Origin of the sequence: uncultured Methylobacterium sp. (assembly GCF_964251405.1) — a bacterium.
In the GTDB taxonomy this organism is placed as follows: Bacteria; Pseudomonadota; Alphaproteobacteria; order Rhizobiales; family Beijerinckiaceae; genus Methylobacterium.
Genome location: NZ_CAXUJR010000047.1, coordinates 1 through 25,991, shown reverse-complemented (window position 1 = coordinate 25,991; position 25,991 = coordinate 1). Strand labels below are relative to the sequence as shown.

The window sequence follows — 25,991 nt, the reverse complement described above, 5'->3', positions numbered from 1 at the left end:
GTGACCACGACCGAAAGCGGCACTGAAACCGGGAAAGTCCCGATCAGAGGAGCGCACACGAGGGCGAGGGCGATGGTGACGTAGGCGATGCGGCGGATCTGAGCGGCAAGGAGCATGATGCTGGTCCCGGCGGCGTTCTGAACTGCGTATCAGCCGCCTTAACGTTCCCTAGCGTCCGGTCGAGCCGGAAGCTGTGCCGTAACGCACCTTTCCCTCTTCGATCACCGGCGCGTCTTTCGACATGCGGACCGGCGGGTCTCCCGCATCAATTCGTCGGCGACTTCGACCGCGCCTTCGATAAGCCGGGTCATCCGAATGCTGTTCTGCGACAGAGGGGGAATGTGCACGAACAGGACCGGGCAGTCCTCGCGTAAGGCGCGATAATACGAGGCATTGCAGAGGTATCTGCCGGCATCTCGGGAAAGAGAGCAGGACGCGTCGCGACCGCGCAGGCGCGTCAGGACCTTGATCGAGACCGTGCTTCGGCGCTGGCTCGGGCCGTCCGCCTCCAGGCTTAGTCTTGTAGCCACCCGACCGCAGGCGTCCGGGAAGAGGCGACTCGCCCGGTTGATGGCCCGCATTTCCACTCGTACCCGTCTAGCGCGCGTGGCGACCCCGAACATCAGGATCGCCGCCGGACCCTGGGCAAGCGCGGGAACGAGGCTTTCCTCGATGGCGTCGTAGGCGGTGCGCAGCACCAGCAGCCGAGGTGGATCGCCGAGGAGCCGGCGCAGGCGCGGATGCGCCGCCAGCCGCCGCGCGACGATTTCGCTCGGATTGACCGGGACCCTCGGAAAGGGCCCGAAGCCGGTGACGAGCAGGTGCCCGCTCAATCCCTACAGCCCGATCAGGGCCGCGACGGCCTCGGCCCCCGCCGCCGGCGAACGCGTACCGGCCGAGACGGCGGCCTCCGCTTCAGCCGTCTGCCTGCGAACCTCGGCGGAGCCGACGAGGCGCTGGTGCAGGCGCTCGTGGACCAGCGCCCACATCCACTTCACGTCCTGAGCCCGGCGCTTCTTCGCGATCTCGCCGGTCGCCGTCAGCTTGCCGCGGTGGTCGACGACCCGCTCCCAGAGGTCGTCGAGGCCCTTGTTGTTGAGACCCGAGATCGTGACCACGGGGGGCGACCAAGTCGAGCTCGGCGCACTCAGGATGTGCAGGGCGGCGCGATATTCCGAGGCCGCCGCACTGGCACGGCGCTCGCCTTCCCCGTCATCGGCCTTGTTGACCGCGATCATGTCGGCGAGTTCGAGAATACCCTTCTTGATGCCCTGCAGCTCGTCGCCGGCGCCCGGCAGCATCAGGACGAGGAAGAAGTCGGTGAGGTCCGCCACCGCCGTCTCGGACTGGCCGACGCCCACGGTCTCGACCAGGATGACGTCGAAGCCCGCCGCCTCGCAGAGCAGCATGGTCTCCCGGGTCTTGGCGGCGACGCCGCCCAGCGTTCCCGACGAGGGTGACGGGCGGATGAAGGCATCGGGATCGAGGGCGAGCCGCGCCATCCGGGTCTTGTCGCCCAGGATAGAGCCACCCGTGCGGGTCGAACTCGGATCGACCGCGAGCACCGCCACCTTGTGGCCGGCCGCCGTCAGGTTGGCGCCGAGGGCATCGATGGTGGTGGATTTGCCGACCCCCGGCACGCCGGTGATCCCGACCCGGATCGCCGACCCGGTCTGCGGGAGCACGGCATCGATCAGGTCGCGGGCCACAGCGCGGTGGTCGGCGCGCTTCGATTCGGCCAGCGTGATCGCCCGCGCCAGCGCGGCACGATCGCCGGCGAGGAGCCGCTGGCGGAGGGTGTCGATATCGAGGGAAGGAGGCGCCATGGCGTCCTTCATGCCGGGCCGATGCGCGTTCGTCGAGGGGCGGCGGCAAGTTCTGTGCTCCATCCGCAACAGGCCATGTTCCCGCGGCTCCCGGTTCGGTTCGACCATGCGCGTGCCCTGCCACGGTCACGATCATGGCCGACAGGAGAGCCGCTGACGGGGTCTCCCGGACCTGCACGCTGTCATCAGGGTTGACGACGCCACATGAACCGCGACATCCGGCCCACCCGACGCTCCCTGATCCGATTCGCGGCGCTCGCGGGCGTCTCCAGCCTGACGCCGGGGCTCGCCGGTTGCGTCGCCGAGGGGCTCGTTACGGGAACGGCAGCGGGACCGGAGCGCCAATCCGCCCTCGACGTCAGCCCGATCCTTCTGGTGGCGACCACGAGAAAGCCGGTCGGCAGCCCACCCAAGGCTCCGTATTTCAGCTCCGACAGGGGCCGCGGCCTGAGCTTTGCCGAGGTGCGACTGTCGTCCCCGGATCGCTCGCTCATCGGCAAGGTCTCGTCGGTGGTCACCGGGGATTGGGCGGTCACGGCGGTACCCCAGGTCCAGACAGGAGCCGGGGCCGCCGCGGCCTTCGCCGAAGCGGCCCTCGGGCGCGACGTCCTGATCTACGTGCACGGCTACCGGGAGAGCTTCGAATCGGCCGCCGTCAGCGCGGCCAGGCTCTCCGACGGGATCCGTTTCCGCGGGGCATCAGCCCTGTTCACATGGCCCTCGGCGGCCGCGACCTTCGATTACGGCTACGACCGCGAGAGCGCGCTGTGGTCGCGCGACGGCTTCGGCGACCTCCTGAAGGCGCTGGTCGCCTCGCCCAGCGGCGGACGCATCAATATCGTCGCCCATTCCATGGGAACCCTCCTGACCCTCGAGACCCTGCGGATGCTGCGCGCCGAGGCCGGCGAGGCGGCGATGGCGCGCATCGGCGCGGTGATCCTCGCCGCCCCCGACATCGACATCGATCTGTTCACCGGGAGCGTCGAGCGCCTGGGCTCCGACGTGAAACGGATCACGGTGATCTCGGCTACCAACGACCGCGCGCTCGAGTTGTCGGGCGCCATCGCCGGTGGCGTGATCCGCGCAGGTGCCGCTGATCGTGCCCGGCTGGAGGCGCTCGGCGTGCGCGTGGCCGACGCCTCGGATTACGGGGGCGGCCTCATCAACCACGACCTGTTCCTCTCGAATCCGGACGTCCAGGGCGTGGTCAAGCGTGCGATCGCGCGCGGTGCCGAGGGCGGTGCGTAATTCCGGTTGGCCTGTCCGTGGTTCACCCCTAAACGGTCGCTGGCTCACAGCCTCGAAAAAGGATTCGCGATGTTCACACTCGAGATTGACGGCGTCGCAATCGCGGTCATCAACGGCAGCGAGGAGGTCGCCCGCGACCTGTTCACCTGCGACGGCTTCAAGGATGACATTCAGACCATGAAGAGCGACGGCCGCGTCCTCTGGAACGGCAAGTCCGAACTCAAGATCCGCGCAGCCTCCGAGGAGGAGGTCGAGATCTTCGAGGACGCGCTGGCCGAGGACGATTCCGAGGAGGACGAGCCCTTCGAGCCGGACGCCAAGCACGCCCAGTCCCCCCATGGTCAGGCCTCCAACGATGATGAGGAAGAGGACGACGAAGACGATGCCGACATCGTCTTCCTCGTCGATATCGACGAGGACGCGGGTCTCGATTCATAAGGGAGCGCATCAGCCCTGGTGATCGAGCCTCGGACGCCGATGCCCGGTTCCCGAACGCCATCGGCGCAGCACCGCTCGGCGCCGTCCAGCCTGGATCGAGTGGCCGGCCGATCGGCCGGCCGGGGCGGCGCCTCAGGGTTCGGCCTGACGGCTGGTTTTGGCGGGGATCATGCCGGGCGGCGTCGGTGTTCCCTTGGCGGTGGGCACCTTCTGCGGCGGGCGTTGAGACACGGATCCCGTGGTCACCACCTCGGCGGCCGCTGCGGCTGGAGCCGGGGAATCGATCCCGTAGATGTCGTCCCTGAAATGTGCCCGACCGTCCGGCGTGGCGTAGCCCGTGAGATAGACGAAGGTCACCGGGATCTGCTTGGCCAGCTTGATGTCGATGCGCTCGTTCGTGGCGATGCTGGTCTCGATCTCGATCGGCCCCCAGGTGGAGCCGGCCGCATTCGGGCCGGGCGTGCCTTCGAGCAACCAGCCGGCGAGTTCCTTCACCTGCGCCACCCGCACGCAGCCATGCGAATGGAACCGGACGTCGCGTGCGAACAGCGATTTCGAGGGCGTATCGTGCAGGTAGACCGCCTGCCGGTTCGGCATGTCGATCCGGACCTGGCCCAACGAGTTGTCGAGGCCGGAATCCTGGCGAAGCGTGTAGGCGGCGGCTTTCTCGCTTCCCCAATCGATCGTCGTCGGGTCGACCTCGACGCCGCCGGGGCCGAGGATGCGGATGCGCTCACGCGCGAGGTAACCGGGATCTCGCCGCATGCGCGGGATGATCTCGCGTCTGATGATCGACACCGGCACCGTCCAGGTCGGATTGAGGTTGACGCTGGAGATGCGCGCCTCGATCCGCGGCGTCGCCTTGTCGGGTTTGCCCACCACCGCCACGTAGCGCCGTGCCACCGCACCGTTCTCCACCGCCTCCACCGTGGCGGCCGGGATGTTGACGACCACGTAGCGTTCGCCGAACGCGAAGGTCGAACCGAGTTGCCGCGCGGCGGAGGCCGCGAGCTGGCGCTGGCGCGTGCGCGCAGGCACGTTGAGCGCTGCCACGGTCTGACGGCCGACGAGGCCGGTCTCCGGCAAGCCGTGCCGCGCCTGAAAGGATTTCACCGCCGCCATCAAGGCGGCGTCGAGCTGATCGGAGGAGGGCGCCCCCGCAAGAAGATCGCCCACCAGCGTGAGGTGCTGGCGCAGGCCCGGGATCGAGGGGTCGCGCGCGCCCGGCTTGACCACGAGGTCGACGGGCAGCGTGCTCCAACCACCAGCGTCGACGATGGCCTGGTAGCGATCGGCCATGCGCAGCGTGTCGAGGAAGGTCGAAGCGGCCAGGGTCGGGGTCGGATCGGCCGAGACACGGGCGATCACCAGCGGCGGTAGCTCCCGGGATTTTTTTTGCGCGATCGGCTCGCCCGACTTGATCGGCTGGCCGGGGCTGGCCTCGGCGGAGTTCGGCGGAGCCGGACTCTGCGAGGCAACCGGCACGGCCTTCTGCGGAAGTGGCACTTCCTGCGTCGAGCCGGAGGGCGGCCCCGGCTCGGCCCCAGCCCCGGTGAGACTCAGAACCAGGAAGAAGGGCGAAAGGCCCGCGCGCAGGCGAGCGGGAACGGCAACGCGACGGGCAGACACAGGCAGGCCTCGTGGTCGAACTGGCCGGCAGGATGCGCGGGCTTGGTTACCAATCCCCTTCCCGACCTCGACACGCCTTACCCTCACAAACGATGACCGGTGTCCTAGGTGGGACGGCATCCGGTCCATCCAGAACCGATCCCATCGCCGAGATCAGTAGGATTTCCACGATGCATCCAGCATTCCGCCACGGCCGGACGGCCGTCGTCACCGGCGCGGCGAGCGGCATCGGATTGGCAGCGGCCGTCCGCTTCGCCCGCGAAGGTCTGTCCGTCTGGCTCGCCGATCTGCCCGGCGAGGCTTTGGAGTGCGCCCGTGCGGAGGTGGCCGCCGCCGCGACAGCGGGTGCCGCCGTCCGGGCTTTGCCCACCGACGTCGGACGACGCGAGGCCATGGATGCCCTGCGCGACGCGGCCTCGGCCGACGGCCCACCGGCCGTCGTGATGCTGAACGCCGGCATCGAGGCGGGCGGCACCTTGTTCTCGGACGAGGCGACCTGGCGGCGCATCCTCGACACCAACCTGTGGGGCGTCATCAACGGGATCGAGGCCTTCGCACCGGTCATGATCGAGGGCGGGACGGACGGCGCCATCGTCGTCACCGGCTCGAAGCAGGGCATCACCACGCCGCCGGGCAATACGCCCTACAACGTCTCGAAGGCGGGCGTGAAGGTGGCGACCGAGGCGCTGGCTCACGACCTGCGCGAGCGCGGCGCCAAGGTCAGCGCCCATCTCCTGATCCCAGGCTTCGTCTATACCGGCCTGACGAAGGCCCGCGGCGTCGCGCGGAAGCCGGACGGCGCCTGGACGCCGGAGGAGACCGTTTCGTTCTTGATTACCGGGATGGCGCGGGGCGACTTCTACATCCTCTGTCCCGACAACGAGACCACGCGCAGGCAGGACGAGAAGCGCATCGCATGGGCCGCAGGCGACCTCATCGAGAACCGACCGGCGCTGTCACGCTGGCACCCGGATTACGCGGACGCTTATCGGCGCACTATGGCGGAGTGAGCGAAACTGAAGCTTGGCATCGTGGCGGATGCCTTGCATGACGCTGAGGCGATGCCAGGTCAGCCTCCACGATCCACGGCAAACTGATCCTCCGACAAGACACGGGAGCCGCCCTTGGCCACCATCATCCCCGTCGCCTCCTTCGATTGCGTCGTGTTCGGCGCCACCGGCGACCTGACCACTCGCAAGCTGTTGCCGGCGCTCTACTACCGTTTCAAGGACGGTCAGATCCCGGGAACCAGCCGGATCATCGGCGCCTCGCGCTCCGAGATGAGCGTGGAGGCATTCCGCGCACGAGCCCACGACGCGCTCAAGCGCTTCGTGCCGGCCATCGACATCGACGAGGCGAAGCTGGCGGCCTTCCTCGATCATCTCGACTACGTGGCCGTCGACGGCTCGGGCGACGATGGCTGGGACGTGCTGGCGGCGAAATTAGGCGAGCGGCCGGATCAGGTCCGCCCCTACTACCTCGCCACTTCGCCGGACCTCTACGGCGCGATCTGCCGCAACCTCTCGGCCCACGGCCTGATCGGCGAGAAGTCCCGGGTCGTCCTGGAGAAGCCGATCGGTAAGGACCTCAAATCCGCCCGTGCCATCAACGACGCGGTCGGCGAGGTGTTTCCCGAGGAGCAGATCTTCCGCATCGACCACTACCTCGGCAAGGAGACCGTGCAGAACCTGCTCGCGCTGCGTTTCGCCAACACCATCTTCGAGCGGCTCTGGACGGCCGACGTGATCGACCACGTCCAGATCACGGTCGGCGAGACGGTGGGGGTCGAGGGCCGGGCCGGCTATTACGACACGTCGGGCGCCCTGCGCGACATGGTGCAGAACCATCTGCTGCAACTCCTTTGCCTCATGGCGATGGAGAGCCCGCTCTCTCTCGACGCGAACTCCGTGCGCGATGAGAAGCTGAAGGTCCTGCGAGCCCTGAAGCCGATCACGCCTCACGACGTCCAGGCCGTGACGGTACGCGGCCAGTACGCGGCCGGAGCCATCGACGGCAGGTCGGTCGACGGCTACCGCGCGGATCTCGGTACGGATGGGCTGAGCCGGACCGAGACCTTCGTGGCCCTCAAGCTCGAGGTGCAGTCCTGGCGCTGGGCCGGCGTGCCCTTCTACCTGCGCACCGGCAAGCGGCTGCCCAAGAAGCTCTCCGAGATCGTCGTGCAGTTCCGTGCCTCGCCGTTCTCGATCTTCCCCGCCGAATCCTTCGGACGCGAGCCCAACCGGCTCGTGATCCGGTTGCAGCCGGAGGAGGGCATCAAGCTCGAGGTGATGACCAAGGACCCCGGACCCGGCGGCATGCGCTTGCGGCCGACGAACCTCGACATCTCCTTCGAGGAGACCTTCAAGCAGCGCTACCCGGACGCCTACGAGCGCCTGCTGATGGACGTGGTGCGCGGGAACGCCACCCTGTTCATGCGCCGCGACGAGGTCGAGGTCGCCTGGGCATGGGCGGATTCGCTGCTCAAGGCTTGGGCCGACCGCCCTGAGGCCCCGAGGCCCTACCCCGCGGGAAGCTGGGGTCCCACCGCCGCGATCGCCCTGATCGAGCGCGATGGCCGAACCTGGCATGAGGAGATGCAGTAGAACATCCGCACCAAAAGCGGACGCTGGTCGTCGAAATACCACGCACGAACAAGATCTTTGAGAAGCCGACCGGGTTGAAATCCGGTCAATGCAGTCAGGAGAGTTCGGCCAGCCTGCGGGAACCTTCTTGTGCATGAAGCCAAGGAGGGAACGGTCTGCGTATTTAGCCATGCATCGGCGGCTCGACTCCGAATTGGTTCAGACCTAAACATAACAGGACACGAAAATGTGTTTCTAATTATGTCTGCAGCGCGTTGACAAATGGCAAAAACCGAGAGCGATTTTGGCATCAATCGACGCTACCTCCACGACGAGGTCGTGGAACGGATGCGCGAACTCATCCTCTCCGGGGAGCTCGAACCGCGCTCCCGGGTGAACGAAGGCGAATTGACGGAGCGCTTCGGGATCTCGCGGACGCCGCTGCGCGAGGCGATCAAGATCCTTGCCACGGAGGGGCTGCTGGAGTTGCTGCCCAACCGGGGAGCCCGCGTCGCCAGCCTCACGCTCGCCGAGATTGAGGAGATGATCGAGGTGATCGCGGGCCTCGAAGCGACGGCAGCCGAGCTTGCGTGCCATTTCATCTCCGACAAGGAGATCGCGGCGATCGAGGTAGAGCATGATGCGATGATCGCGGCGTGGCGCTGCGGCGACCGGGACCAGTACTTCGCACGCAACCGCGCCATTCACGACGCCATGATGACTGCAAGCCGCAACGCGATCCTCTCACACATCTACAGCGGCCTCTCGGGCCGCATCCAACGCTCGCGATACGCCGTGCATCAGACGGCGGAGCAATGGGCATCCGCGGTGGAGGAGCACAAGCGCATGATCGTGCTCCTGCGCGCCCGCAATGCGGCGGAGCTCTCCACGCTGATGCGCGCCCATATCCGGGCCAAGAAAGCGGTCATCGCCGCCACCTTCGTCGAGCCGGCCGATACGGTCACATCCGCCTGAAGTCGCGGGACGAGCATCGACCCAAATCATCGCTCGCTCCCCGGCGATGTGCCCATGCCGGGCTCAGTCCGGCATCTCGCCGAGGATGTCCCCGGACTTCGGATCAACCTCGAACTTCATCTTCTGGCCGTTCTTGACGCCTTCGCCATCCCAATGACCGTCATCCGCCACGAGCTTGGTGATCGAGGTGTAGCCTGACGACATCATCTTCTGCTTGACCTTCTCGGCCGGCATCCAATCGGCGCTGGGCTGATCGGCGAGGACGGCCCCAAGCGCGACGAGCTGCATCGTGAGGGCGAGGGCAAGGGTCGAGCACTTCATGATGGAGATCCCATATCGCGAGATCTCGGATGTAGGGCGCTTTCGCGATGGCGCACTCCTTGTTCGTTTCCCGATGATCGGGGTCCGAACTGCTCGGCGGGACGAACCCTCTCTCGACCCGGTGCCGGGATGCCGCCTGAGCGGATCGCCCGGGTGTCACCGCCCCGTCCAGTTCGGCGGCCGCTTTCCCAGGAACGCCTCCATGCCCTCGCGAAAATCGGCGCTCGTGTAGCAGAGGCGGATGAGGTCGTCGCCCGGGCGTTCGCCCTCCGGCTCGTCTTCGGCTGCAAGCCGGCGCAGACCCTCCTTGGTGGCGCGCAGGGTCAGCGGCGCGTGGCCGGCCAGCAAAGTCGCGAGTTCGGTCGCACGGGTCGACAGCGCCTCGGCATCGGCCACGACCTCTCCGACGAGGCCGACACCGAGCGCCTCCTGCGCCCCGAAGAGGCGGGCGGTGAAGATCATGTCCTTCACCCGCGCCGGCCCGATCAGGTTCGACAGCCGCTTGAGGTTGGAGAGCGACAGGCAATTGCCGAGCGTGCGCGCGATCGGGAAGCCGAACTTCGCGTCCTGCGTGGCGACGCGCAGGTCGCAGGCCGCCGCGATCGCGGCACCCCCGCCGGTGCAGGCTCCGGCAATGGCGGCGATCGTCGGCACGCGCAGGCGCTCCAGCCCGCCCAGCACCCGGTCCATGAAACGCTCGTAGCCGATGGCGTCTTCGGCAGTGGAGAAGCTGCGGAACTGGGCGATATCGGTACCTGCCGCGAAGGCCTTGGGACCGGCTCCGGCGATCACCAGAACCTTGATCGCCGGCTCGGCCTCGATCGCCGCGCAATGGTCGATCAGGCCCTGGTACATCCCGAAGGTGAGGGCGTTGCGCGCCTGCGGGCGGTTCAGGGTGATGCGGGCGATGCCGGCGGCGTCGGTCTCGCAGAGCAGTTCGGCGGTGTCGGTCATGGCGGCCTTCGGGAGAGGCGGGAGGGACAAACCCGACCTTAGCCGATGTCGGCGATGCGGCCCTCCCTGTCCCCGATCAATACACCGACGGCACGAACATCTCCGCCGGCACGGGCTGGCGCGCGTAATCGTCGTGGCGCACCCGGTCGGGCAGGACCACGGTCGACCGCGGGACGTCGTCGTAGGGGATCTGCCCCAGAAGGTGGTTGATGCAGTTGAGGCGGGCCTTCTTCTTGTCCACCGCCTCCACGACCCACCACGGCGCCTCGGGGATGTGGGTGCGGGACAGCATCACTTCCTTCGCCTTGGTGTAGTCCTCCCAGCGGCGGCGCGACTCCACGTCCATCGGTGAGAGCTTCCACTGCTTGAGCGGATCGTGGATGCGCAGCTGGAAGCGCAGGGACTGCTCCTCGTCGGTGATCGAGAACCAGTATTTCAGGACGATGATGCCCGAGCGCACCAGCATCCGCTCGAACTCGGGCACCGACTGGAAGAACTCCTCGTATTGCTCGTCCGTGCAGAAGCCCATCACGCGCTCGACGCCGGCGCGGTTGTACCAGGAACGGTCGAACAGCACGATCTCGCCACCGGCCGGCAGGTGGGCGACGTAGCGCTGGAAATACCATTGCGTGCGCTCGCGCTCGCTCGGCGCGGGCAGTGCGGCGACGCGGCAGACCCGCGGGTTGAGGCGCTGGGTGATGCGCTTGATCGCGCCGCCCTTGCCGGCCGAATCGCGGCCCTCGAACACGACGATAACGCGCAGCTTCTGGGTCTGGACCCAATCCTGCAGTCGGACGAGTTCGTGCTGCAGGCGGAACAGCTCGCGGAAATAGACCTTTCGGTCCATCGAGGGGACGCGGTTCTCGGCGCCGAGTTCGGTGCTGAGCTGCTCGAGGCGCTCGTCCTCGAGCTCCATCTCGAGCTCTTCGTCGAAATCGTCGGCGATCTCGCGGCGGAGAGCCTCGATGTCGAGGGTCGAGGGATGCCTGCTGTCCATGATCGATCCAATTCGTCGACTACTAGGAATGTAATCCACTCTATTAGATCACGCCGGTGTGACAATTGGGCGAACCGATGCAGCGGTCACGGCCGCCGAATCCAGACTGCTTCGCGAGCCGCCGGCATGTCGCGCGACGGGTCTGGACAGCTGACCATAAAAATCTCTAGAGTATTTTTGTTTACCTGAGATTGCTTTTGGAGATTTGTGGCCGATGAGCACGTGCGTAGGGAGTAACGGCGACACCTGGGAAATCTACACCACTGCGAGCGGCTGGCGGTGGCGGCGAACCGCGTCGAACGGGCGGATCGTCGGCGCCTCCAGCGAAGCCTACGTCAACAAATCGAATTGTATCGAGAACGCGCGCCGCAACGGCATGACCTGCACGCCGATCTGACGCCGGCGTCGGGTCTGTGATCAGCTTCGTGGCCGTCAAGAGTCCAAAGGGCGCACGTCATCAGGATGTCGCCGCATGATGCAACGTCCGTAGGAGCGAACGGCCGCTTTGCCGGCAATACTCCGGACCTGCGATGCTGCGCTTGCTGACCGATGATGCGGCCCTGCCGGGCCTGCTGTTCGCAATGTGCTTCGATCGGCATGGAGTTGGGCACCCCGTCACCTCGGGCGCCGAGCTTCCCGGTCTCGATGCCGAGGGCGAAGGCTTCGTCTGGCTGCATGTCGACTTGATCGATGCACGCGTTGAGGGCCTGATCGCCCAGGGCCGGCTCGGTCCGTCCCGCCTAGCGGCAGCGACGTTCGCGCGCGACGGGCATCAGCGGGTCGTTACCGAGGACTCGGCCCTGGGGCTCGTCATCGCCGACCGCGAACGGGATTTCGGAGGCAGCGTCAGCGACGAGCCGAGCGGGCGGCTCCATTGCGTGCTCGGCGAACGCTACCTCGTGAGCGGCCGGCGTCACGCCACCGCCTGCGCCGAGGCAGCCAGGGATACCGTGCTCTCGGGCCTGATCGCGACGTCGCCGGCGCGTGTGCTCGAACTCTTCGTCGGAAACGTCGTCGGGGCGATCGAGGCGTCCGCGTTGCGGATCTCCGAGGAGCTCGACGCCATCGAGGACCGGATTCTGGACGAGGCCGGCGCCGACGAGATCCGGCCGCTGGCGCCGATCCGCCGACAGGCCGTACGCCTGCGCCGCCAGCTCGCCGGCCTCGGCGCCGTGTTCCACCGCCTGGAGGCCGAGACCGAGGACGAGGGCGCGGCTCTCCCAGAGGCGGTGGTCGCCATGGCCTCGCGCATCGTTCAGCGCCTCGATTCCCTCGACCGCGACATGGCGGTTCTGGCCGAACGCAGCCGGTTGCTGCAGGACGAGATCGCCGGCCGCACCGCGGCCGAGACCAACCGCCAGCTCTTCACCCTGTCGGTCCTCACCGCCCTGTTCCTGCCCGCGACGCTGGTCACCGGCGTGTTCGGCATGAACACCAAGGGCCTGTTCCTCGGCGACTTCGAGAACGGGTCGACCATCGCGCTCGGCATCGGTGCGCTCTCGGCGCTCGCGGTCTTCCTCGTCATCCGCCGCCTCGGGCTCTCCAGACGGGGGCGTTGATCCCGGGCGCGCTTCGTGACCATCACTTTCCGGCTGCCGTCATCGAAACGTCACCGCCCGTCTCGACGGTGCGCCGCCTCAACCCGGAGCCAATTCCCGCATGGACTTCTTCCGCCGCTTCACCGTGCTGATGTGCGCGCCGAACTTCGATCCGGACGACCTGGAGGGCGTGCGCGTCCAGCAGATCCTCACGTCGATCGAGAAGCTCGGCTTCGAGGTGGTGCGCGCCCGGCGCGTGGAGGATGCGGCCATCGCGGTGCAGACCGATGCCGCCATCGGCTGCATGGTGGTGGACTGGGGCAAGCGCGGCCTCGACGGCAAGGCGGCGGCGCTGATCAACCTGATGCGCAAGCGCGGGCTCGAGATGCCCATCGTCATCATGGTCCGCCGGAAGCGCCTCGAGGACATCCCGGTCGAGGTGCTCGACTTCATCGACGGCTACATCTTCCTAGCGGAAGAAACCCCCGACTACATCGCCCGAGGACTCGTCAGCCGCGTCAAGCAATATGCCGAGAACCTCAAGACCCCGTTCTTCGGCGCGCTCGTCGACTATGCCGAGAAGGGAAACCAGCTCTGGACCTGCCCGGGGCATAACGGCGGCATCTTCTACAACCGTTCGCCGATCGGCCGGATCTTCGTGGAACACTTGGGCGAGGCGGTGTTCCGCGACGACCTCGACAACTCGGTCCTCGATCTCGGCGACCTCCTCGTCCACGAGGGGCCGGCCCTTCAGGCCCAGAAGGAGGCGGCCGTCATCTTCGGGGCGGAGAAGACCTACTTCGTCCTCAACGGCACCTCGGCCTCGAACAAGATCGTGCTGTCGGCGCTGGTGGCCGAGGGCGACCTCGTCCTGTTCGACCGGAACAACCACAAGGCAGCCCATCACGGCGCCCTGTTCCTCGGCGGGGCGGTCCCGATCTTCCTCGAGACCGACCGCAATGCCTTCGGGCTGATCGGCCCGATCTATCACGAAGCCCTGGACGAGGCCGCGATCCGGGAGAAGATCCGCACCCATCCCCTCGTCACCGACAAGGACGCGTGGAAGCGCGAGCGCCCGTTCCGCGTCGCGGTCGTCGAGCAATGCACCTACGACGGCACCATCTACGACGCCGAGATGATCCTGGCGAAGATCGGCCACCTCTGCGACTACATCCTGTTCGACGAGGCCTGGGCGGGCTTCATGAAGTTCCACCCGCTCTTTGCCGGCCGCTTCGCGATGGGCTTGAAGAACCTCGACGAGACCTCGCCGGGCATCATCGCCACGCAATCGACCCACAAGCAGCTCGCGAGCTTCAGTCAGGCCTCGCAGATCCACACCAAGGACAGCCATATCCGAGGCCAGACCCGGCGGATCGAGCACCGGCGCTTCAACGAGACCTTCCTGGTCCACGCCTCGACCTCGCCATTCTATCCTCTGTTCGCCTCGCTCGATGTCGGTGCGCAGATGATGAAGGGGCGCTCCGGCGTCGTGCTCTGGGACGACACCATTCGCCTCGGTATCGAGTGGCGCAAGAAGGTCCGCGCCATCCGCCGCGAGTTCGAGGAGAAGGAGGGCGATCCGCTCAAACGTTGGTTCTTCGACCCCTTCGTGCCCGATACGGTGAAGGGTCCGGACGGCCGGGTCCCGTGGGAGAGCCTCTCCACCGACGAACTCGCCAGCGATGTGCGCTACTGGGCGCTGGCGCCGGGCGCGGCCTGGCACGGCTTCACCCATGTGGCGCCGGGCTACGCCATGACCGACCCGAACAAGCTCACCGTGCTCACCCCCGGCTTCGACCGGCGCACCGGCGAATACGCCGAGCACGGCGTCCCGGCTCCGATCGTCGCGCAGTACCTGCGCGAGAACCGGATCGTGCCGGAGAAGAACGATCTGAACTCGCTGCTCTTCCTGCTGACGCCCGGGGTGGAATCCTCGAAGGCCGGCACGCTGATCTCGGGACTCGTCGCCTTCAAGCGCCTGCACGACGACAACGTGCCGCTCGAGGAGGCGATGCCCGAATTCGTCCGGCGCCGGCCCAAACGCTACAAGGGCGTGCGCCTGCGCGATCTCTGCGCGGATCTCCACGCCTTCCATCGCGAGGCCGGCACCTCCGCGCTCCAGCGCAAGCAGTTCGAGCCGGGGCATCTACCCGAGATGGTCATGACCCCGAAGGCGGCGGTGCAGCAGCTCACCCGCAACAACGTCGATTACGTGCCCATCGCCGAGGCCGAGGGGCGGGTGGCGACGACCTTGCTTCTGGTCTACCCGCCGGGCATCGGCACCGTCCTGCCGGGCGAACGCCTGGACGAAAGGGCGAAACCCATGCTGGACTATTTCAAGATGTTCGAGCGCTCGGCCAACCTGTTCCCGGGCTTCGAGGCCGAGATCCAGGGCGTCTTCCGCGACGTCGACCCGGACGGGACGATCCGCTTCTACACCTACGTCATGCGCGAGAACCGCGCGTGAGGCCGGACGCGCCGACCGAACCCGACCTCGTCATCCGGCCTTCGTCCGATGCGGACGTGCCGGCTATGGTGGCGATCTACGCCCACCATATCCGGCGCGGCGTCGGCGATGTCGGCGACTTCGAGGAGGACCCGCTTCATCCCGACGACCTCAAGCGCCGGCGCAAGGCCATGCGCAAGAAGCGCCTGCCGCATCTCGTGGCCGACCATGACGGCGTGGTGGCGGGCTATGCCTATGCGGTCCCGTTCCGGAAGCGCCCGGCCTATCGCTACACCCTTAAGCACTCGATCTACGTCCACCACCAGCACCTGAATGCCGGCATCGGCCGGCGGCTGCTCCCAGCCCTGATCGAGGCCTGCGCCGCGGGCGGATACCGGCAGATGATCGGCTACATCGACGCGCAGAACGAGGCCAGCTTGCGCCTCCACGAGGCCTGCGGCTTCGTCCGCGTCGGGCGGCTGCCGGCGGTGGGCTACAAGTACGGCCGCTGGAGCGACAGCGTGATGGTGCAATGCGCGCTAGGGACCGGATCGGCCGACCAGCCGGGTGCCTGGAGCCGACCCGTCGAGGCCGTCATCGCGGAGCACGAGTGGAGCGGGGCGTAGCCTCCGCCGCATCCACCCGATGCGTCAGGTTCCAGAACCCGCCCAGTGACGGCGGCGGCGCTCTCCGCGCTCACGATCCGGTTGGAGGCTTTGGGCTCGTTGCCGCGCAGGCGCGTGGAGGTGGCCGAGCCGGCTGCCGGATTGATGCCGGGGGCGACCCGCATGCCTGCTCACCTGAAACGATCCTTCGTCTGGATCGCAGGTCTCGCTGTCAGGCATGTGTCAACATCGAAGCCGGTGGCGGCCTCACTGCTGCGCCCGGTTGATCAGCGCCTGGAGCGCCCGCGCCACCGGCTCGGTGACGTTCTTGCGGTACTTGCGGTGGACCAACTGGCCGTTGTGGTAGATGTCATGCTCGACATAGAGCCGCTCGCCGTCCCAGCGCACGACATGGTCGGAATCGGTGGTCTCTTCGACGCCCAGATCCTCTCGCAGGATGGCGCCGCGGGGTTGAGTGAGCATGGTCGATCCTCGTGAGGGAAGCCTGGGGTCTCGGGCCGCGATTGTACGGATCTCGCCGCCGGGCGCCACTCCTCAGCGCACCGTCACCTGGTCCTTGATGCGCTGATAGGTAGCCTTGCTCAGCACCCGCTTCGACAGGAGCTGGTCGACGGAGGCGTAGGGCCGGCTCCTGACGATCGCCTTCCCGATCGAGCCTCCGCCCTGCAGGGCGTTGAGCTCGGCCAGCGTCGCGGTGTTGAGATCGACGACCGAGAGCGCGCGCGGCCCCGATGAATCGGCCGCCGCGCCGGCGGCGTCGAGGCTGGGCGGTGGCTCGGCCTCGACGCGTGGCGGAGCTTCGAACATCGGAGGCGGTGTACGCTGGGGGGATGGCGCCGGCGTCGACGCTTGCGGCTGCGCTTCCGCGGGGGCAGGGGGCGGAACCGGCACGGGAGCGGGTCGCGGCGGTTCGGGTTCCACCTTAGGAGGTCCCCCTTGCGCTTGACGCCGTTCCGGCGTCGCCGGGACGGGACGGGTGTCGGCCACCGTCTCGGACCCGAACGATGGCCAATAGACCTGGACGAGCGCCGCCAGCAGGGCCGCCACGACGACGAGGATGATGACCCTGACGAGGGCTGAACCGCTGAGCATCTTTTCCCGCTCTAAGCACAAACGCCGGAGAACGCTAACATAGGCTCGCTGATTCCGGCGCGATATCCAGGTGTCCATCCACCGCCATCCCTCCTAAATCGCACGGACCTGCGACAGGAACGCGGTGCCTCCGGGATCGACGACCGCGAGCGTCCGCGCCATGGTCGCCGCGATGCTCCCCCGCTCCCTTCCCGCTCTGACGAGCCTGCGCCGGATCGCGGCCGAGCGCCTCGGCGCCCTGCGCCACTTGCCGGCCCTGTTCCGCCTCGTTCATGCCGCGAGCCCCCGCCTCCTGGAGGCGAGCCTCGCGTTGCGCCTCGTCCGGGCAGGCTTGCCAGTGCTGATCCTCTACGTCGCCAAGCTCATCCTCGACGGCATCGTGGCCGAGCATGCGCGGCCACGGCCGGATGGATGGGAGGGCTGGTTCTCCGATCCGCAGCGTCGCTGGCTCGCGACCCTGGTCGCCATCGAATTCGGGCTCGCGGTGCTCTCCGACCTACTCGGAAGGCTCAGCACCCTCGTCGACGGCCTCGTCGCCGACCTTTACGGCAACGCCGCCACCTTGCGCCTGATGCGCCATGCCGCCGAGCTCGACCTCGAACAGTTCGAGGACAGCACTCAGCAGGACCGGCTCGAACGGGCACGGCGCCAGGTCACTGGCCGGTCGAGCCTGCTGGCGCAGGTCTTCGGCCAGGTGCAGGACGTCATCACCCTCGTCTCGTTCGCGGTCGGGCTGCTGGCCTTCGCGCCGTGGCTGATCCTGCTCCTGGCCGGCGCCCTGGTCCCGGCCTTCCTCAACGAGACCTACTTCAACCGCCAGGGCTATCGGCTGGCCTGGACCCGCACCCCGGAGCGACGCCAGATCGACTACCTGCGCTACCTCGGAGCCAGCGTCGAGGCGGCCAAAGAGGTCAAGCTCTTCGGCCTCAACGGCTACATCGCCGCCCGATACCAGGTCCTCGCCAACAAGCTCGTGGCCGACAGCCGGGCACTCGCCATCCGCCGCGCGGCCTGGGGCGGCACCTTCGCGGCGCTGGGCACGCTCGCCTATTACGCGGCCTATGCGACCATCGTCTGGCGCACCGTCGCGGGGGAGTTCTCGATCGGCGACCTCGCCTTCCTGGCGGGGTCCTTCCAGCGCCTGCGCGGGCTGATCGAGGGGTTGCTGCTCGGCTTCTCGCAGATCGCGTCGCAGGCGCAGTACCTCGACGACCTGTTCTCGTTCTTCGCGGTGGTACCGACCATCCGGTCGCCGGCCGATCCGATCCCGTTTCCCGAACCCATGGCGCAGGGCATCGTGTTCGACGCGGTGGGCTTCCGCTATCCGGGAACCGAGACCTGGGCGGTCAGGTCCTTGAGCTTCCGCCTCGCGGCCGGCGAGGTGCTGGCGCTCGTCGGCGAGAACGGAGCGGGCAAGACCACCATCGTCAAGCTGCTCACCCGCCTCTACGATCCGAGCGAGGGCCGCATCCTCCTCGACGGCCGCGACCTGCGCACCTACGACCTCGATACCCTGCGCGGGCGCATCGGCGTGATCTTCCAGGACTTCGTGCGCTTCAACTTCACCGCGTCCGAGAACGTGGCCGTCGGTCGGATCGAGGCCCGGGGCGACGGACCAAGGATCGAGGCTGCGGCCGGCCGCAGCCTCGCCGACGCGGTGATCGCCCGGCTGCCGCTCGGCTACGACCAGCCGCTCGGCAAGCGCTTCGAGGACGGCGTCGACCTCTCCGGCGGCGAATGGCAGAAGATCGCGCTGAGCCGCGCCTACATGCGCGAGGCCGAGATCCTCGTCCTCGACGAACCCACCGCCGCCCTCGACGCGCGAGCGGAGTTCGAGGTCTTCCAGCGTTTTCGCGAGTTGAGCCGGGGCCGCACGGCGCTCATCATCTCGCACCGTTTCTCCACCGTGCGCATGGCCGACCGCATCCTCGTTCTGGAGGGCGGGCGTGTCCTTGAATCCGGTACCCATGCCGAGTTGCAGGCCCTGGGCGGGCGTTACGCCGAGCTGTTCGAGCTACAGGCGGCGGGCTACCGCTGAGGCTTGCGTCGGGTCGCCTTGCGACTGATGGCGTTTGGGGCGATCGGGTTTGGCCACGCTCGACCCGGCATTGTTCCAGGGAGACGGTCACCTGCGATGGCTGGGCGGCTTCGGGATGATCGTCGATCGATTGTCGATCATCCTGTCGGCCGGACAGCGACCCGCGTTGTCGCTGCAATGTCTCAGCACGGCCCAAATCCGATGTCAGACCCGTGGCAGGCGGCGAAGCGGTTTGCTCGGCGATGGCCGGAACGATACCATGGCCAAGCTCGTTCAGCGCTAAGCTAGGCCGTTCCCTTGGACGGTCTCGGCCGGTTGTGGGCGAACGGGCGTCGAGAGCGTGAGGATGTCGATGTTTCGCCGCTCCGGATGGTTCCGCGCCGCTCTCGTCACGGCTCTCGCCGGGCAGCTCGCCGCCTGCTCGTCGATCGCCCGTATCGCCTACACCGCTGAGGAAGCCGCGGCCGCCGCAGTGCCGGGCATGGACCCCGGCGTGCGCGCCTATGCGGATGCCTCCGAGAGTACCTTCACCGGGATGGTCGCGCGGCCGGACGCCAGGAAGGCGCCATTCGCCTACCTCGCCCTCTCCGGCGGCGGCGGCGATGGCGCCTTCGGCGCGGGCATCCTCAACGGCTGGACGGAGTCGGGAAAACGCCCGGAATTCGCCCTGGTCTCCGGCGTCAGCACCGGCGCCCTGATCGCGCCCTTCGCCTTCCTGGGCTCCGGCTACGATTCCACCCTGACCGAGATCTACACCAGCGGCATCGCCTCGACTCTGGTCCAGTCGCCGAGCGTCACGAACGTGCTGTTCGGCTCCGGCCTGTTCGGCGACGGGCGCCTGCGCGACCTCGTCGGACGGTTCGTGACGCCGGACCTCCTCGTTGCGGTGGCAGAGGCCCACGCCAAGGGCCGGCGCCTGCTCGTGGTGACGACGAACCTCGACTCCCAGCGCGCCGTGATCTGGAACATGGGCGCCATCGCCGCGAGCGGCGGTCCGAACGCCGTCAGCCTGTTCCGCGACGTACTCACCGCCTCGGCCAGCATCCCGGCGGTGTTTCCACCCCAGCTCATCGACGTGCAGGACGGGCCTAAGGCCTTCCAGGAGATGCACGTGGACGGCTCGGTGGTAACGCCGGTATTCACCCTGCCGCAATCCTTCCTCCTGCGGGACGGCCGGTTGAACAATCCGGGTGGCAAGGCCGATATCTACGTGGTGATCAACGGACGCCTCGAGCCGGAATTCGACCTCGCCCAGAACAACACGCTCTCCATCGTCGAGCGCTCCTTCACCACGGCGAGCCGTTCCCGCAGCCGGGCCACCATGGCGTCGACCTACGCCTTCACCCGCGCCAACGGCATCGGCTTCAACCTCACCTACATCGACAAGACTGCGCCCAACACGAACGCGGCCCGGGGCTTCGATACCGCCTACATGCGCAGCCTTTATCAGGACGGCTACGAAAAGGGCCGGACCGGATCGTTCTGGCTCAAGAACGTGCCGACGGCCCCGCTGGTGAAAGCCATCGTGGCGGCGCGTTGAGCTTTCACGGTCAGCGTGCCTATGCTCGGCGGTGTGCAGACGAGGGGCTGAGCGTGTCGTTTCCAGAGAAGTCGCTGGCGGCGGTCGTGGACGAGGGAAGGCACGCGCGGTATCGCGGCGATCCCATCACCGCCAATCCCTATCCGGATGGGTCGCGGGAAAACGCCGTATGGAAGAAGGCGTGGGAAGCGCCGGACGGCGACGAGGCGAAGGCAGATCCCGATCCCCGATCGACCTGAGAGCAAGCCACCTGATCCGAAAATGAGGTGCTGCCCCGCGAGCGCAGGCCTCGCGCTCGATGCTGCACTGCGATAGGGAAGCGGATCAGCGTGGTCCCGGCCCGCCTCCCGTTCGCGAATGCCCGCCATGCTCCAGATCGAAGACCTGACCTTTAATGCCTGGGGCCGCCGCTTCTTCGACCGCGCCAGCGTTGCGGTGCCGCCAGGCGCCAAGGTCGGGCTCGTGGGCCGCAACGGCGTCGGCAAGTCGACCCTCTTCAAGATCATCCTCGGCGAGTTCCAACCCGATAGCGGCACCGTCTTCCTGCCGAAGTCCGCCCGGATCGCCACGGTCGATCAGGAGCACCCGGCAACCCCGGTCAGCCTGATCGACACGATCCTGGCGGCCGACCTGGAGCGCGGGGCCCTCAACCTCGAGCTCGAGACCGCCGAACCCGAGCGGATGGGCGAGATCTACGGCCGCCTCATCGAGATCGACGCAGACCGCGCCCCGGCGAGGGCCGGCGAGATCCTGGCAGGTCTCGGCTTCTCGGTGGCGGACCTCACGCGGCCGATGTCGGAGTTCTCGGGCGGCTGGCGCATGCGGGTGGCGCTCGCCGCGGCGCTCTTCGCCGAACCCGACATGCTGCTGCTGGACGAGCCCACCAACTATCTCGATCTCGAAGGCGCGCTTTGGCTTGAGGCGAGGCTCAAGCGCTACCCGCACTCGGCCCTCATCATCAGCCACGACCGCGAACTCCTCAACAATTCGGTTGACGCGATCCTCCACGTCTCGGGTGAGAAGCTCGAACTCTATACCGGCGGCTACGACGATTTCGAGAAGCGCCGGGCCGAGAAGGCGCGGCTCCAGGCCTCGACCAAGGTGAAGCAGGAGGCGGAGCGCGCCCACCTGCAGAGCTTCATCGACCGCTTCAAGGCTTCGGCCTCGAAGGCGGCCCAGGCTCAATCGCGCATCAAGCGGCTCGCCAAGATGGAGCCGATCGCCACGACGATCGAGGAGCACGTGGCGCCGTTCCATCTGCCCTCACCCAAGCGCCCGCTGGCACCGCCGCTGATGCATCTCACCGACGCCACCATCGGCTACGGCGAGGACGCGCCGGTGCTACGCGACCTCAACCTGACGCTGGACGTCGACGACCGCATCGGCCTCCTCGGCGTCAACGGGGCGGGCAAGTCGACATTCGCCAAGATGGCGGCCGGGGCTCTGAAGGTGCGTGACGGCCGGATGGTGCGGGAGGGGCGGGTGCAGGTCGGCTGGTTCCATCAGCACCAGATCGAAGCCCTCGATCCCAACGACACGCCGCTCGCGATCATCCGCCGCGAGCGGCCCGACGACAGCGAATCCTCGCGCCGTGCGAAGCTGGCGAGCTTCGGCCTCGGCTTCGACAAGCAGGAGACCACGGTGGAGTCGCTGTCGGGCGGCGAGAGGGCGAGGCTGCTCCTGAACCTCGTCGCCATGCAGGCTCCTCACCTGCTCATCCTCGACGAACCGACCAACCACCTCGACATCGACAGCCGGCGGGCGCTCCTCGACGCACTCAACGATTACGGCGGCGCCGTCATCCTCATCACCCACGACCGTTCGCTGATGGAACTGGTCGCGGACCGCTTGTGGCTGGCTGCCGATAACACCGTCCAACCATTCGCCGGCGATATGGACGACTACGCCCGCTTCGTCTTGGACAGAGCCAAGGCCGGCAAGAGCGCTCCAGGACAGGGCCGCGAGAAGAAGGCCAAGCGTCGGGCGGCGTGATGCCCGACGCTCATCAACGCTTCAGCGGCACAGGGTCTACCGGCGAAGGATCTTGGTGACGAGACGGCCGATGGCGTTGCTGGAATCGGCGTTGCGGTCGTCGCGTACGACGGGCCGGTCTTCATTGCCGAGGATCTTGCTGACGAGACGTCCGATCAGGCTCATGGCTGTAACCCCGTAAGAGTCATGGAGCGCCGACACACGGCGCAGCTTGACCAGAACGGGTGAGGCACCCCGGGTGTTCCGCGAACGATCGGCATCGGCCTTGCTGGCACATGTCGCGCACGCGGGGGCTCATGACCGAGAAGCTGTTTCATGCCGGCGCGAGCCTGCTCCTGCTCCTCGGGATCGCGGTGCTGTTCTCGACGAACCGACGAGCGATCCGGCCGAGGGTCGTGTTGGCCGCCCTGGCGCTGCAGGTGGCGCTGGGGACGCTCGTCCTGTTCGTTCCCTTCGGCAGGACGGCCCTGGCCTACGCCGCGAACCTCGTCCAGACCGTGCTCGGCTACGGCGACCGCGGAGTCGCTTTCCTGTTCGGAGGCCTCGTCGAGCCGCGCATGTTCGAGCTGTTCGGCGGCTCGGGATTCATCCTGGCCCTGCGCATCCTGCCGCCGATCCTCTACGTCTCGGCGCTGATCGCGCTCCTCTACCATTTCGGAGTGATGCAGGCCCTCGCCCGGGGGCTCGGCTCGCTGCTGCAGCGCGTCCTCGGGACATCGCCGATCGAGACCTTCTCGGCGGTGATCACCATCGTGATCGGGCAGAGCGAGATCGCCGTGGCCCTGCGGCCCTTCCTGATGCTGCTGACGGGGGCCGAGCTGTTCGCGATGATGTCGAGCGGCGCGGCCTCCACCGCCGGCGCGATCCTGGCGGGGTACGCGGCACTGGGCGTACCGATGACCTACCTGCTGGCCGCCAGCGTCATGGCGATCCCTGGCGGGCTCCTCTACGCCAAGATCCTGGTGCCGACGACCGAGCCGACCCGGGTCACCACGACCCGGGTGGAGTTCGGCGAGACGCGGGCCGCTAACCTGTTCGAGGCGGCCGCGGACGGCACCCAGAAGGGCCTCGTCGTGGCGGTCTCGGTGGGCGCGATGCTCATCGCCTTCGTCGGCCTGATCGCCCTGCTCAACGGGATCGTCGGATGGGCCGGCGGCCTGTTCGGCTTCCCTGCGGTGACCATCGAGGGGGTGCTCGGGGTCGCCCTGGCACCGCTGGCCTGGCTGATGGGCGTGCCCTGGGACCAGGCCCAGCTCGTGGGCGGCGCCATCGGCCAGAAGATCGTGTTCAACGAGTTCCTGGCCTATGCGCAGCTTTCGCCGACCTTAGCGGCCGGCAGCCTCGATCCACGCACCACCGCAATCCTGTGCTTCGCCTTGTGCGGTTTCGCCAACCTCGCCTCGATCGGCGTGCAGCTCGCCGGCATCGGAGCACTCGCGCCGGAGCGTCGGGGAGAAGTGGCGCGCTACGGCCTGCGCGCGATCCTGGCAGGCACGCTCTCGAACCTGACGAGCGCGACCATCGCCGGGTTGTTCATCGGGTTGTGAGGGATGGTCGATCGACGTTGGTCGCCTTGACGCCGGCTCGCGATGGCCCGGCTGTCGCGGTCGACATCTCGTGTCCGGGGCCGGCATCGCGGTGTCACTCCGCGATGCCGTTCTTGACGGATGACAAGCGCCTCACGCCGCCACAAGCCCACCCCCGAGCTGCACCGGCAGCTCGATATCCACGCCGAGCGTCGAGACTCCGCGGCCGCGCTCCAGACGGATCTGGACCTTGTCGTGCTCGACCGTGACGTGCTTGGCGATGACGGCGAGGATCTCCTCGCGCAGAATCAGGACCAGGTCCGAGCCACCGTTGCCGGCGCGCTCGTGGGCCAGGATCAGTTGCAGCCTGTCGCGGGCGACCCTGGCCGAAGGCCGGCGGTTGAACAGGTTGAAGACGTTGAACAGATTCATGCCGCCCTCCGCATCAGGAGTTTGTCGATGAAGGACTTCTTGTCGGAGGGAACCGACATCGGAACCGTCTCGCCGCTGAGCCGGCGCGCCGCATCGAGGTAGGCCCGTGCCGGGGCGCTCTGCGGATTGTTCATCGTGACCGGGCAACCGACGTTCGAGGCCCGCAGGACCTCCATGCTCTCGGGGATGATGGCGAGCAGCGGGATCGACAGGATCTCGAGCACGTCCTCGATCTTGAGCATGTCGCCGCGGTCGGCGCGGGCGGGGTCGTAGCGGCTGAGGATGAGGTGCTTCTCCATCTGCTCGCCGCGCTCGGCCTTGATGGTCTTCGAATCAAGCAACCCGATGATCCGATCGGAGTCGCGGACGGAGGACACTTCCGGGTTCGTCACGACGACGGCGAGGTCGGCGTGGCGCATGGCCAGCGTGGCCCCGCGCTCGATGCCGGCCGGCGAGTCGCAGATCACCCAGTCGAATTTTTCACGAAGCTCGTCCATGACGCGGGCGATGCCGGCATCGGTAAGCGCGTCCTTGTCGCGGGTCTGCGAGGCGGGCAGCAGCGACAGGTTCTCGAGCCGCTTGTCGCGGATGAGCGCCTGGTTGAGCTTGGCATCGCCGTTCACGACGTTGATGAGGTCGTACACGACGCGGCGCTCGGCCCCCATCACGAGATCGAGGTTGCGCAGGCCGACGTCGAAATCCACCACGGCGACGCTGGCGCCGCCCTGCGCGAGTGCCGCGCCAAGTGCGGCCGTCGTCGTCGTCTTGCCGACGCCGCCTTTGCCTGAAGTCACGACCAGAATTTTGGCCATTGGTGCTGTGTTCCTTATTCCAGCGATGCGATTTTGATGGCGCTGCCGTCGAGCCAGACCTGGGCGGAACGTCCGCGAAAGGCAGGGCCCATGTCCTCGGCCGTGCGGACGAGGCGGTCGATCCCGAGGAGTTCGGGCTCGAACTTGCGGCAGTAGATGCGGGCGCGAGGGTTGCGGGCCGCACCGGCGATGGCACGACCGCGCAAGGCGCCGTAGACGTGGATGGATCCTCCCGCGAGCACCTCGGCGCCCGAGGAGATCGAACCCATCACGGTGACGTCGCCGCCGCGATGGACGATGGACTGGCCCGACCGGACCGAGCCCTCGATGACGAGGGAGGGCGTCGCTGGCTCGAGACTGGGGGGCTCGGCCGGGATCTCGATTGTAGTGACGGGGCGCCCGGCCGCCAGCAGCGGCGGGAATTCGAGGCCGGCAAGATGAGGAAGCGCACCCTCGATGCCGAGGATGCGGACCCTGCGTTCGCCGAGGTCGGCCAGCAGCGTCTGCAGGCCGGACCGGTCCGGCGCCAACATGGCGACGTCGAGGATGACCGGCCGCCCATCGAACAGCGTCGGCGAGCGGTCGAGCGAGGCATCGAGGTCGGCGAACCACTCTGACAGCGGCGTCGCCGGCGACAGGATCAGTGCCTTGAAGGCGCGTCCCTGGATCTTCACGGAGCGGCGGTGGGTCACGATCTGGGTCACGGTCTCTCGCGATTCCTTACCAGACCATTGACGACCGCCATGGTTACCGGGTGGTTAACGCCGGCTCGCCAGCCGCGTGAGAACGCCACCGATTTGGGGGTAATCCGATCGCGCAAAGCCTCTCGGCGTGTCCCGCACGAGCTTCACTGGTCCGTCTAAGGCGCGGGAAGGATAGCGCCGCACGAGGACTTGACCGAGGCAGGGAGCCATGGCTTTTGAGCCGCGGCACCCCCCGACTCCGTAGCTCAGCTGGATAGAGCAGCCGCCTTCTAAGC

At 67.5% G+C, this 25,991-nt stretch carries 26 protein-coding genes; 14 read left to right on the top strand and 12 right to left on the bottom strand.

Features of this window, described 5'->3' with window-relative positions; genetic code table 11:
- Positions 1-221: 221 nt before the first annotated feature.
- Together ACFE7U_RS10490 and meaB are read right to left on the bottom strand one after the other, a co-directional pair.
- On the bottom strand, positions 222-833 hold the full coding sequence (locus ACFE7U_RS10490) for a peptidase C15 (protein WP_375409666.1): 612 nt from the start codon (positions 831-833) through the stop codon (positions 222-224).
- A gap of 3 nt (positions 834-836) precedes the next feature.
- Entirely contained in the window at positions 837-1,838 is a 1,002-nt protein-coding gene (gene meaB / locus ACFE7U_RS10485) for a methylmalonyl Co-A mutase-associated GTPase MeaB (RefSeq protein WP_375409665.1), read from the bottom strand.
- Between the two features lie 192 nt (positions 1,839-2,030).
- Here meaB and ACFE7U_RS10480 point away from each other — a divergent pair, with 192 nt between their 5' ends.
- Both ACFE7U_RS10480 and ACFE7U_RS10475 read left to right on the top strand, forming a co-directional pair.
- A complete protein-coding gene (locus tag ACFE7U_RS10480) occupies positions 2,031-3,074 on the top strand; it encodes an alpha/beta hydrolase (RefSeq protein WP_375409664.1) in 1,044 nt (347 codons plus the stop codon).
- Between the two features lie 69 nt (positions 3,075-3,143).
- Entirely contained in the window at positions 3,144-3,512 is a 369-nt protein-coding gene (locus ACFE7U_RS10475) for a hypothetical protein (RefSeq protein ID WP_375409663.1), read from the top strand.
- Between the two features lie 132 nt (positions 3,513-3,644).
- Here ACFE7U_RS10475 and ACFE7U_RS10470 read toward each other — a convergent pair whose 3' ends face one another.
- A complete protein-coding gene (locus ACFE7U_RS10470; RefSeq protein ID WP_375409662.1) occupies positions 3,645-5,141 on the bottom strand; it encodes a murein L,D-transpeptidase in 1,497 nt (498 codons plus the stop codon).
- Positions 5,142-5,311: 170 nt separating this feature from the next.
- Here ACFE7U_RS10470 and ACFE7U_RS10465 point away from each other — a divergent pair, with 170 nt between their 5' ends.
- The 3 genes from ACFE7U_RS10465 (at position 5,312) to ACFE7U_RS10455 (ending at position 8,698) form a co-directional block, all read left to right on the top strand.
- Entirely contained in the window at positions 5,312-6,151 is an 840-nt protein-coding gene (locus ACFE7U_RS10465; RefSeq protein WP_375409661.1) for an SDR family NAD(P)-dependent oxidoreductase, read from the top strand.
- 114 nt (positions 6,152-6,265) lie between these two features.
- A complete protein-coding gene (zwf, locus tag ACFE7U_RS10460) occupies positions 6,266-7,744 on the top strand; it encodes a glucose-6-phosphate dehydrogenase (protein WP_375409660.1) in 1,479 nt (492 codons plus the stop codon).
- A gap of 261 nt (positions 7,745-8,005) precedes the next feature.
- The gene (locus ACFE7U_RS10455; RefSeq protein ID WP_375409659.1) at positions 8,006-8,698 is read left to right on the top strand and encodes a GntR family transcriptional regulator; all 693 of its coding nucleotides are present in this window, start codon (positions 8,006-8,008) and stop codon (positions 8,696-8,698) included.
- A gap of 63 nt (positions 8,699-8,761) precedes the next feature.
- Here the strand turns inward: ACFE7U_RS10455 and ACFE7U_RS10450 are convergent, their stop codons facing one another.
- The 3 genes from ACFE7U_RS10450 to ppk2 all read right to left on the bottom strand — a co-directional run bounded on the left by ACFE7U_RS10450 (position 8,762) and on the right by ppk2 (position 10,970).
- Positions 8,762-9,019 (bottom strand): PepSY domain-containing protein, encoded by a 258-nt coding sequence (locus ACFE7U_RS10450; protein WP_375409658.1) that lies wholly within the window; start codon positions 9,017-9,019, stop codon positions 8,762-8,764.
- A 156-nt stretch (positions 9,020-9,175) separates the two neighbouring features.
- A complete protein-coding gene (locus ACFE7U_RS10445; RefSeq protein ID WP_375409657.1) occupies positions 9,176-9,973 on the bottom strand; it encodes an enoyl-CoA hydratase/isomerase family protein in 798 nt (265 codons plus the stop codon).
- A 76-nt stretch (positions 9,974-10,049) separates the two neighbouring features.
- On the bottom strand, positions 10,050-10,970 hold the full coding sequence (gene ppk2, locus ACFE7U_RS10440; protein ID WP_375409656.1) for a polyphosphate kinase 2: 921 nt from the start codon (positions 10,968-10,970) through the stop codon (positions 10,050-10,052).
- 214 nt (positions 10,971-11,184) lie between these two features.
- Here ppk2 and ACFE7U_RS10435 point away from each other — a divergent pair, with 214 nt between their 5' ends.
- The 4 genes from ACFE7U_RS10435 to ACFE7U_RS10420 all read left to right on the top strand — a co-directional run bounded on the left by ACFE7U_RS10435 (position 11,185) and on the right by ACFE7U_RS10420 (position 15,580).
- A complete protein-coding gene (locus ACFE7U_RS10435; RefSeq protein WP_375409655.1) occupies positions 11,185-11,367 on the top strand; it encodes a YegP family protein in 183 nt (60 codons plus the stop codon).
- Between the two features lie 133 nt (positions 11,368-11,500).
- Positions 11,501-12,529, top strand: coding sequence for a CorA family divalent cation transporter (locus ACFE7U_RS10430; RefSeq protein WP_375409654.1), 1,029 nt, complete (start codon positions 11,501-11,503; stop codon positions 12,527-12,529).
- Between the two features lie 100 nt (positions 12,530-12,629).
- On the top strand, positions 12,630-14,975 hold the full coding sequence (locus ACFE7U_RS10425; protein WP_375409653.1) for an Orn/Lys/Arg decarboxylase N-terminal domain-containing protein: 2,346 nt from the start codon (positions 12,630-12,632) through the stop codon (positions 14,973-14,975).
- Entirely contained in the window at positions 14,972-15,580 is a 609-nt protein-coding gene (locus ACFE7U_RS10420) for a GNAT family N-acetyltransferase (protein WP_375409652.1), read from the top strand. The genes ACFE7U_RS10425 and ACFE7U_RS10420 overlap by 4 nt, the downstream gene beginning before the upstream one ends.
- 246 nt (positions 15,581-15,826) lie before the next feature.
- Here the strand turns inward: ACFE7U_RS10420 and ACFE7U_RS10415 are convergent, their stop codons facing one another.
- Entirely contained in the window at positions 15,827-16,042 is a 216-nt protein-coding gene (locus tag ACFE7U_RS10415; protein ID WP_375409651.1) for a hypothetical protein, read from the bottom strand.
- A 72-nt stretch (positions 16,043-16,114) separates the two neighbouring features.
- A complete protein-coding gene (locus ACFE7U_RS10410) occupies positions 16,115-16,672 on the bottom strand; it encodes a ComEA family DNA-binding protein (RefSeq protein ID WP_375409650.1) in 558 nt (185 codons plus the stop codon).
- Between the two features lie 172 nt (positions 16,673-16,844).
- Here ACFE7U_RS10410 and ACFE7U_RS10405 point away from each other — a divergent pair, with 172 nt between their 5' ends.
- The 4 genes from ACFE7U_RS10405 to ACFE7U_RS10390 all read left to right on the top strand — a co-directional run bounded on the left by ACFE7U_RS10405 (position 16,845) and on the right by ACFE7U_RS10390 (position 22,242).
- On the top strand, positions 16,845-18,710 hold the full coding sequence (locus ACFE7U_RS10405) for an ABC transporter ATP-binding protein (protein WP_375409649.1): 1,866 nt from the start codon (positions 16,845-16,847) through the stop codon (positions 18,708-18,710).
- A gap of 346 nt (positions 18,711-19,056) precedes the next feature.
- Positions 19,057-20,250, top strand: coding sequence for a patatin-like phospholipase family protein (locus ACFE7U_RS10400; RefSeq protein ID WP_375409648.1), 1,194 nt, complete (start codon positions 19,057-19,059; stop codon positions 20,248-20,250).
- Positions 20,247-20,489 (top strand): hypothetical protein, encoded by a 243-nt coding sequence (locus tag ACFE7U_RS10395; protein WP_375409647.1) that lies wholly within the window; start codon positions 20,247-20,249, stop codon positions 20,487-20,489. Before ACFE7U_RS10400 ends, ACFE7U_RS10395 begins: the two co-directional genes overlap by 4 nt.
- A 127-nt stretch (positions 20,490-20,616) precedes the next feature.
- A complete protein-coding gene (locus tag ACFE7U_RS10390; protein WP_375409646.1) occupies positions 20,617-22,242 on the top strand; it encodes an ABC-F family ATP-binding cassette domain-containing protein in 1,626 nt (541 codons plus the stop codon).
- 36 nt (positions 22,243-22,278) lie between these two features.
- Here the strand turns inward: ACFE7U_RS10390 and ACFE7U_RS10385 are convergent, their stop codons facing one another.
- Entirely contained in the window at positions 22,279-22,407 is a 129-nt protein-coding gene (locus ACFE7U_RS10385; protein ID WP_375409645.1) for a TFIIS helical bundle-like domain containing protein, read from the bottom strand.
- A 131-nt stretch (positions 22,408-22,538) separates the two neighbouring features.
- Between ACFE7U_RS10385 and ACFE7U_RS10380 the strand changes: the two genes are divergently transcribed.
- Complete coding sequence (locus tag ACFE7U_RS10380; protein ID WP_375409644.1) at positions 22,539-23,789, top strand: NupC/NupG family nucleoside CNT transporter; 1,251 nt, start codon at positions 22,539-22,541, stop codon at positions 23,787-23,789.
- Between the two features lie 132 nt (positions 23,790-23,921).
- Here ACFE7U_RS10380 and minE read toward each other — a convergent pair whose 3' ends face one another.
- The 3 genes from minE to minC are packed head-to-tail and all read right to left on the bottom strand — an operon-like array spanning position 23,922 to position 25,716.
- Positions 23,922-24,200 carry a cell division topological specificity factor MinE gene (gene minE / locus ACFE7U_RS10375; RefSeq protein ID WP_375409643.1) on the bottom strand — a complete coding sequence of 93 codons (279 nt, stop codon included), beginning with the start codon at positions 24,198-24,200 and terminating at the stop codon, positions 23,922-23,924.
- Positions 24,197-25,012, bottom strand: a complete 816-nt coding sequence (gene minD / locus ACFE7U_RS10370) for a septum site-determining protein MinD (RefSeq protein ID WP_375409642.1) — start codon at positions 25,010-25,012, stop codon at positions 24,197-24,199. Before minD ends, minE begins: the two co-directional genes overlap by 4 nt.
- A gap of 14 nt (positions 25,013-25,026) precedes the next feature.
- Positions 25,027-25,716 (bottom strand): septum site-determining protein MinC, encoded by a 690-nt coding sequence (gene minC / locus ACFE7U_RS10365; protein WP_375409641.1) that lies wholly within the window; start codon positions 25,714-25,716, stop codon positions 25,027-25,029.
- Positions 25,717-25,991: the final 275 nt, after the last annotated feature.

Bases quoted from the DNA above. Each gene is read 5' to 3' on its own strand.
- meaB (WP_375409665.1), bottom strand. From the start codon at position 1,838: ATGAAGGACGCCATGGCGCCTCCTTCCCTCGATATCGACACCCTCCGC.
- ACFE7U_RS10480 (WP_375409664.1), top strand. From the start codon at position 2,031: ATGAACCGCGACATCCGGCCCACCCGACGCTCCCTGATCCGATTCGCG.
- ACFE7U_RS10475 (WP_375409663.1), top strand. From the start codon at position 3,144: ATGTTCACACTCGAGATTGACGGCGTCGCAATCGCGGTCATCAACGGC.
- ACFE7U_RS10465 (WP_375409661.1), top strand. From the start codon at position 5,312: ATGCATCCAGCATTCCGCCACGGCCGGACGGCCGTCGTCACCGGCGCG.
- ACFE7U_RS10455 (WP_375409659.1), top strand. From the start codon at position 8,006: ATGGCAAAAACCGAGAGCGATTTTGGCATCAATCGACGCTACCTCCAC.
- ACFE7U_RS10450 (WP_375409658.1), bottom strand. From the start codon at position 9,019: ATGAAGTGCTCGACCCTTGCCCTCGCCCTCACGATGCAGCTCGTCGCG.
- ACFE7U_RS10445 (WP_375409657.1), bottom strand. From the start codon at position 9,973: ATGACCGACACCGCCGAACTGCTCTGCGAGACCGACGCCGCCGGCATC.
- ppk2 (WP_375409656.1), bottom strand. From the start codon at position 10,970: ATGGACAGCAGGCATCCCTCGACCCTCGACATCGAGGCTCTCCGCCGC.
- ACFE7U_RS10435 (WP_375409655.1), top strand. From the start codon at position 11,185: ATGAGCACGTGCGTAGGGAGTAACGGCGACACCTGGGAAATCTACACC.
- ACFE7U_RS10430 (WP_375409654.1), top strand. From the start codon at position 11,501: ATGCTGCGCTTGCTGACCGATGATGCGGCCCTGCCGGGCCTGCTGTTC.
- ACFE7U_RS10425 (WP_375409653.1), top strand. From the start codon at position 12,630: ATGGACTTCTTCCGCCGCTTCACCGTGCTGATGTGCGCGCCGAACTTC.
- ACFE7U_RS10415 (WP_375409651.1), bottom strand. From the start codon at position 16,042: ATGCTCACTCAACCCCGCGGCGCCATCCTGCGAGAGGATCTGGGCGTC.
- ACFE7U_RS10410 (WP_375409650.1), bottom strand. From the start codon at position 16,672: ATGCTCAGCGGTTCAGCCCTCGTCAGGGTCATCATCCTCGTCGTCGTG.
- ACFE7U_RS10405 (WP_375409649.1), top strand. From the start codon at position 16,845: ATGCTCCCCCGCTCCCTTCCCGCTCTGACGAGCCTGCGCCGGATCGCG.
- ACFE7U_RS10400 (WP_375409648.1), top strand. From the start codon at position 19,057: ATGTCGATGTTTCGCCGCTCCGGATGGTTCCGCGCCGCTCTCGTCACG.
- ACFE7U_RS10390 (WP_375409646.1), top strand. From the start codon at position 20,617: ATGCTCCAGATCGAAGACCTGACCTTTAATGCCTGGGGCCGCCGCTTC.
- ACFE7U_RS10385 (WP_375409645.1), bottom strand. From the start codon at position 22,407: ATGAGCCTGATCGGACGTCTCGTCAGCAAGATCCTCGGCAATGAAGAC.
- ACFE7U_RS10380 (WP_375409644.1), top strand. From the start codon at position 22,539: ATGACCGAGAAGCTGTTTCATGCCGGCGCGAGCCTGCTCCTGCTCCTC.
- minE (WP_375409643.1), bottom strand. From the start codon at position 24,200: ATGAATCTGTTCAACGTCTTCAACCTGTTCAACCGCCGGCCTTCGGCC.
- minD (WP_375409642.1), bottom strand. From the start codon at position 25,012: ATGGCCAAAATTCTGGTCGTGACTTCAGGCAAAGGCGGCGTCGGCAAG.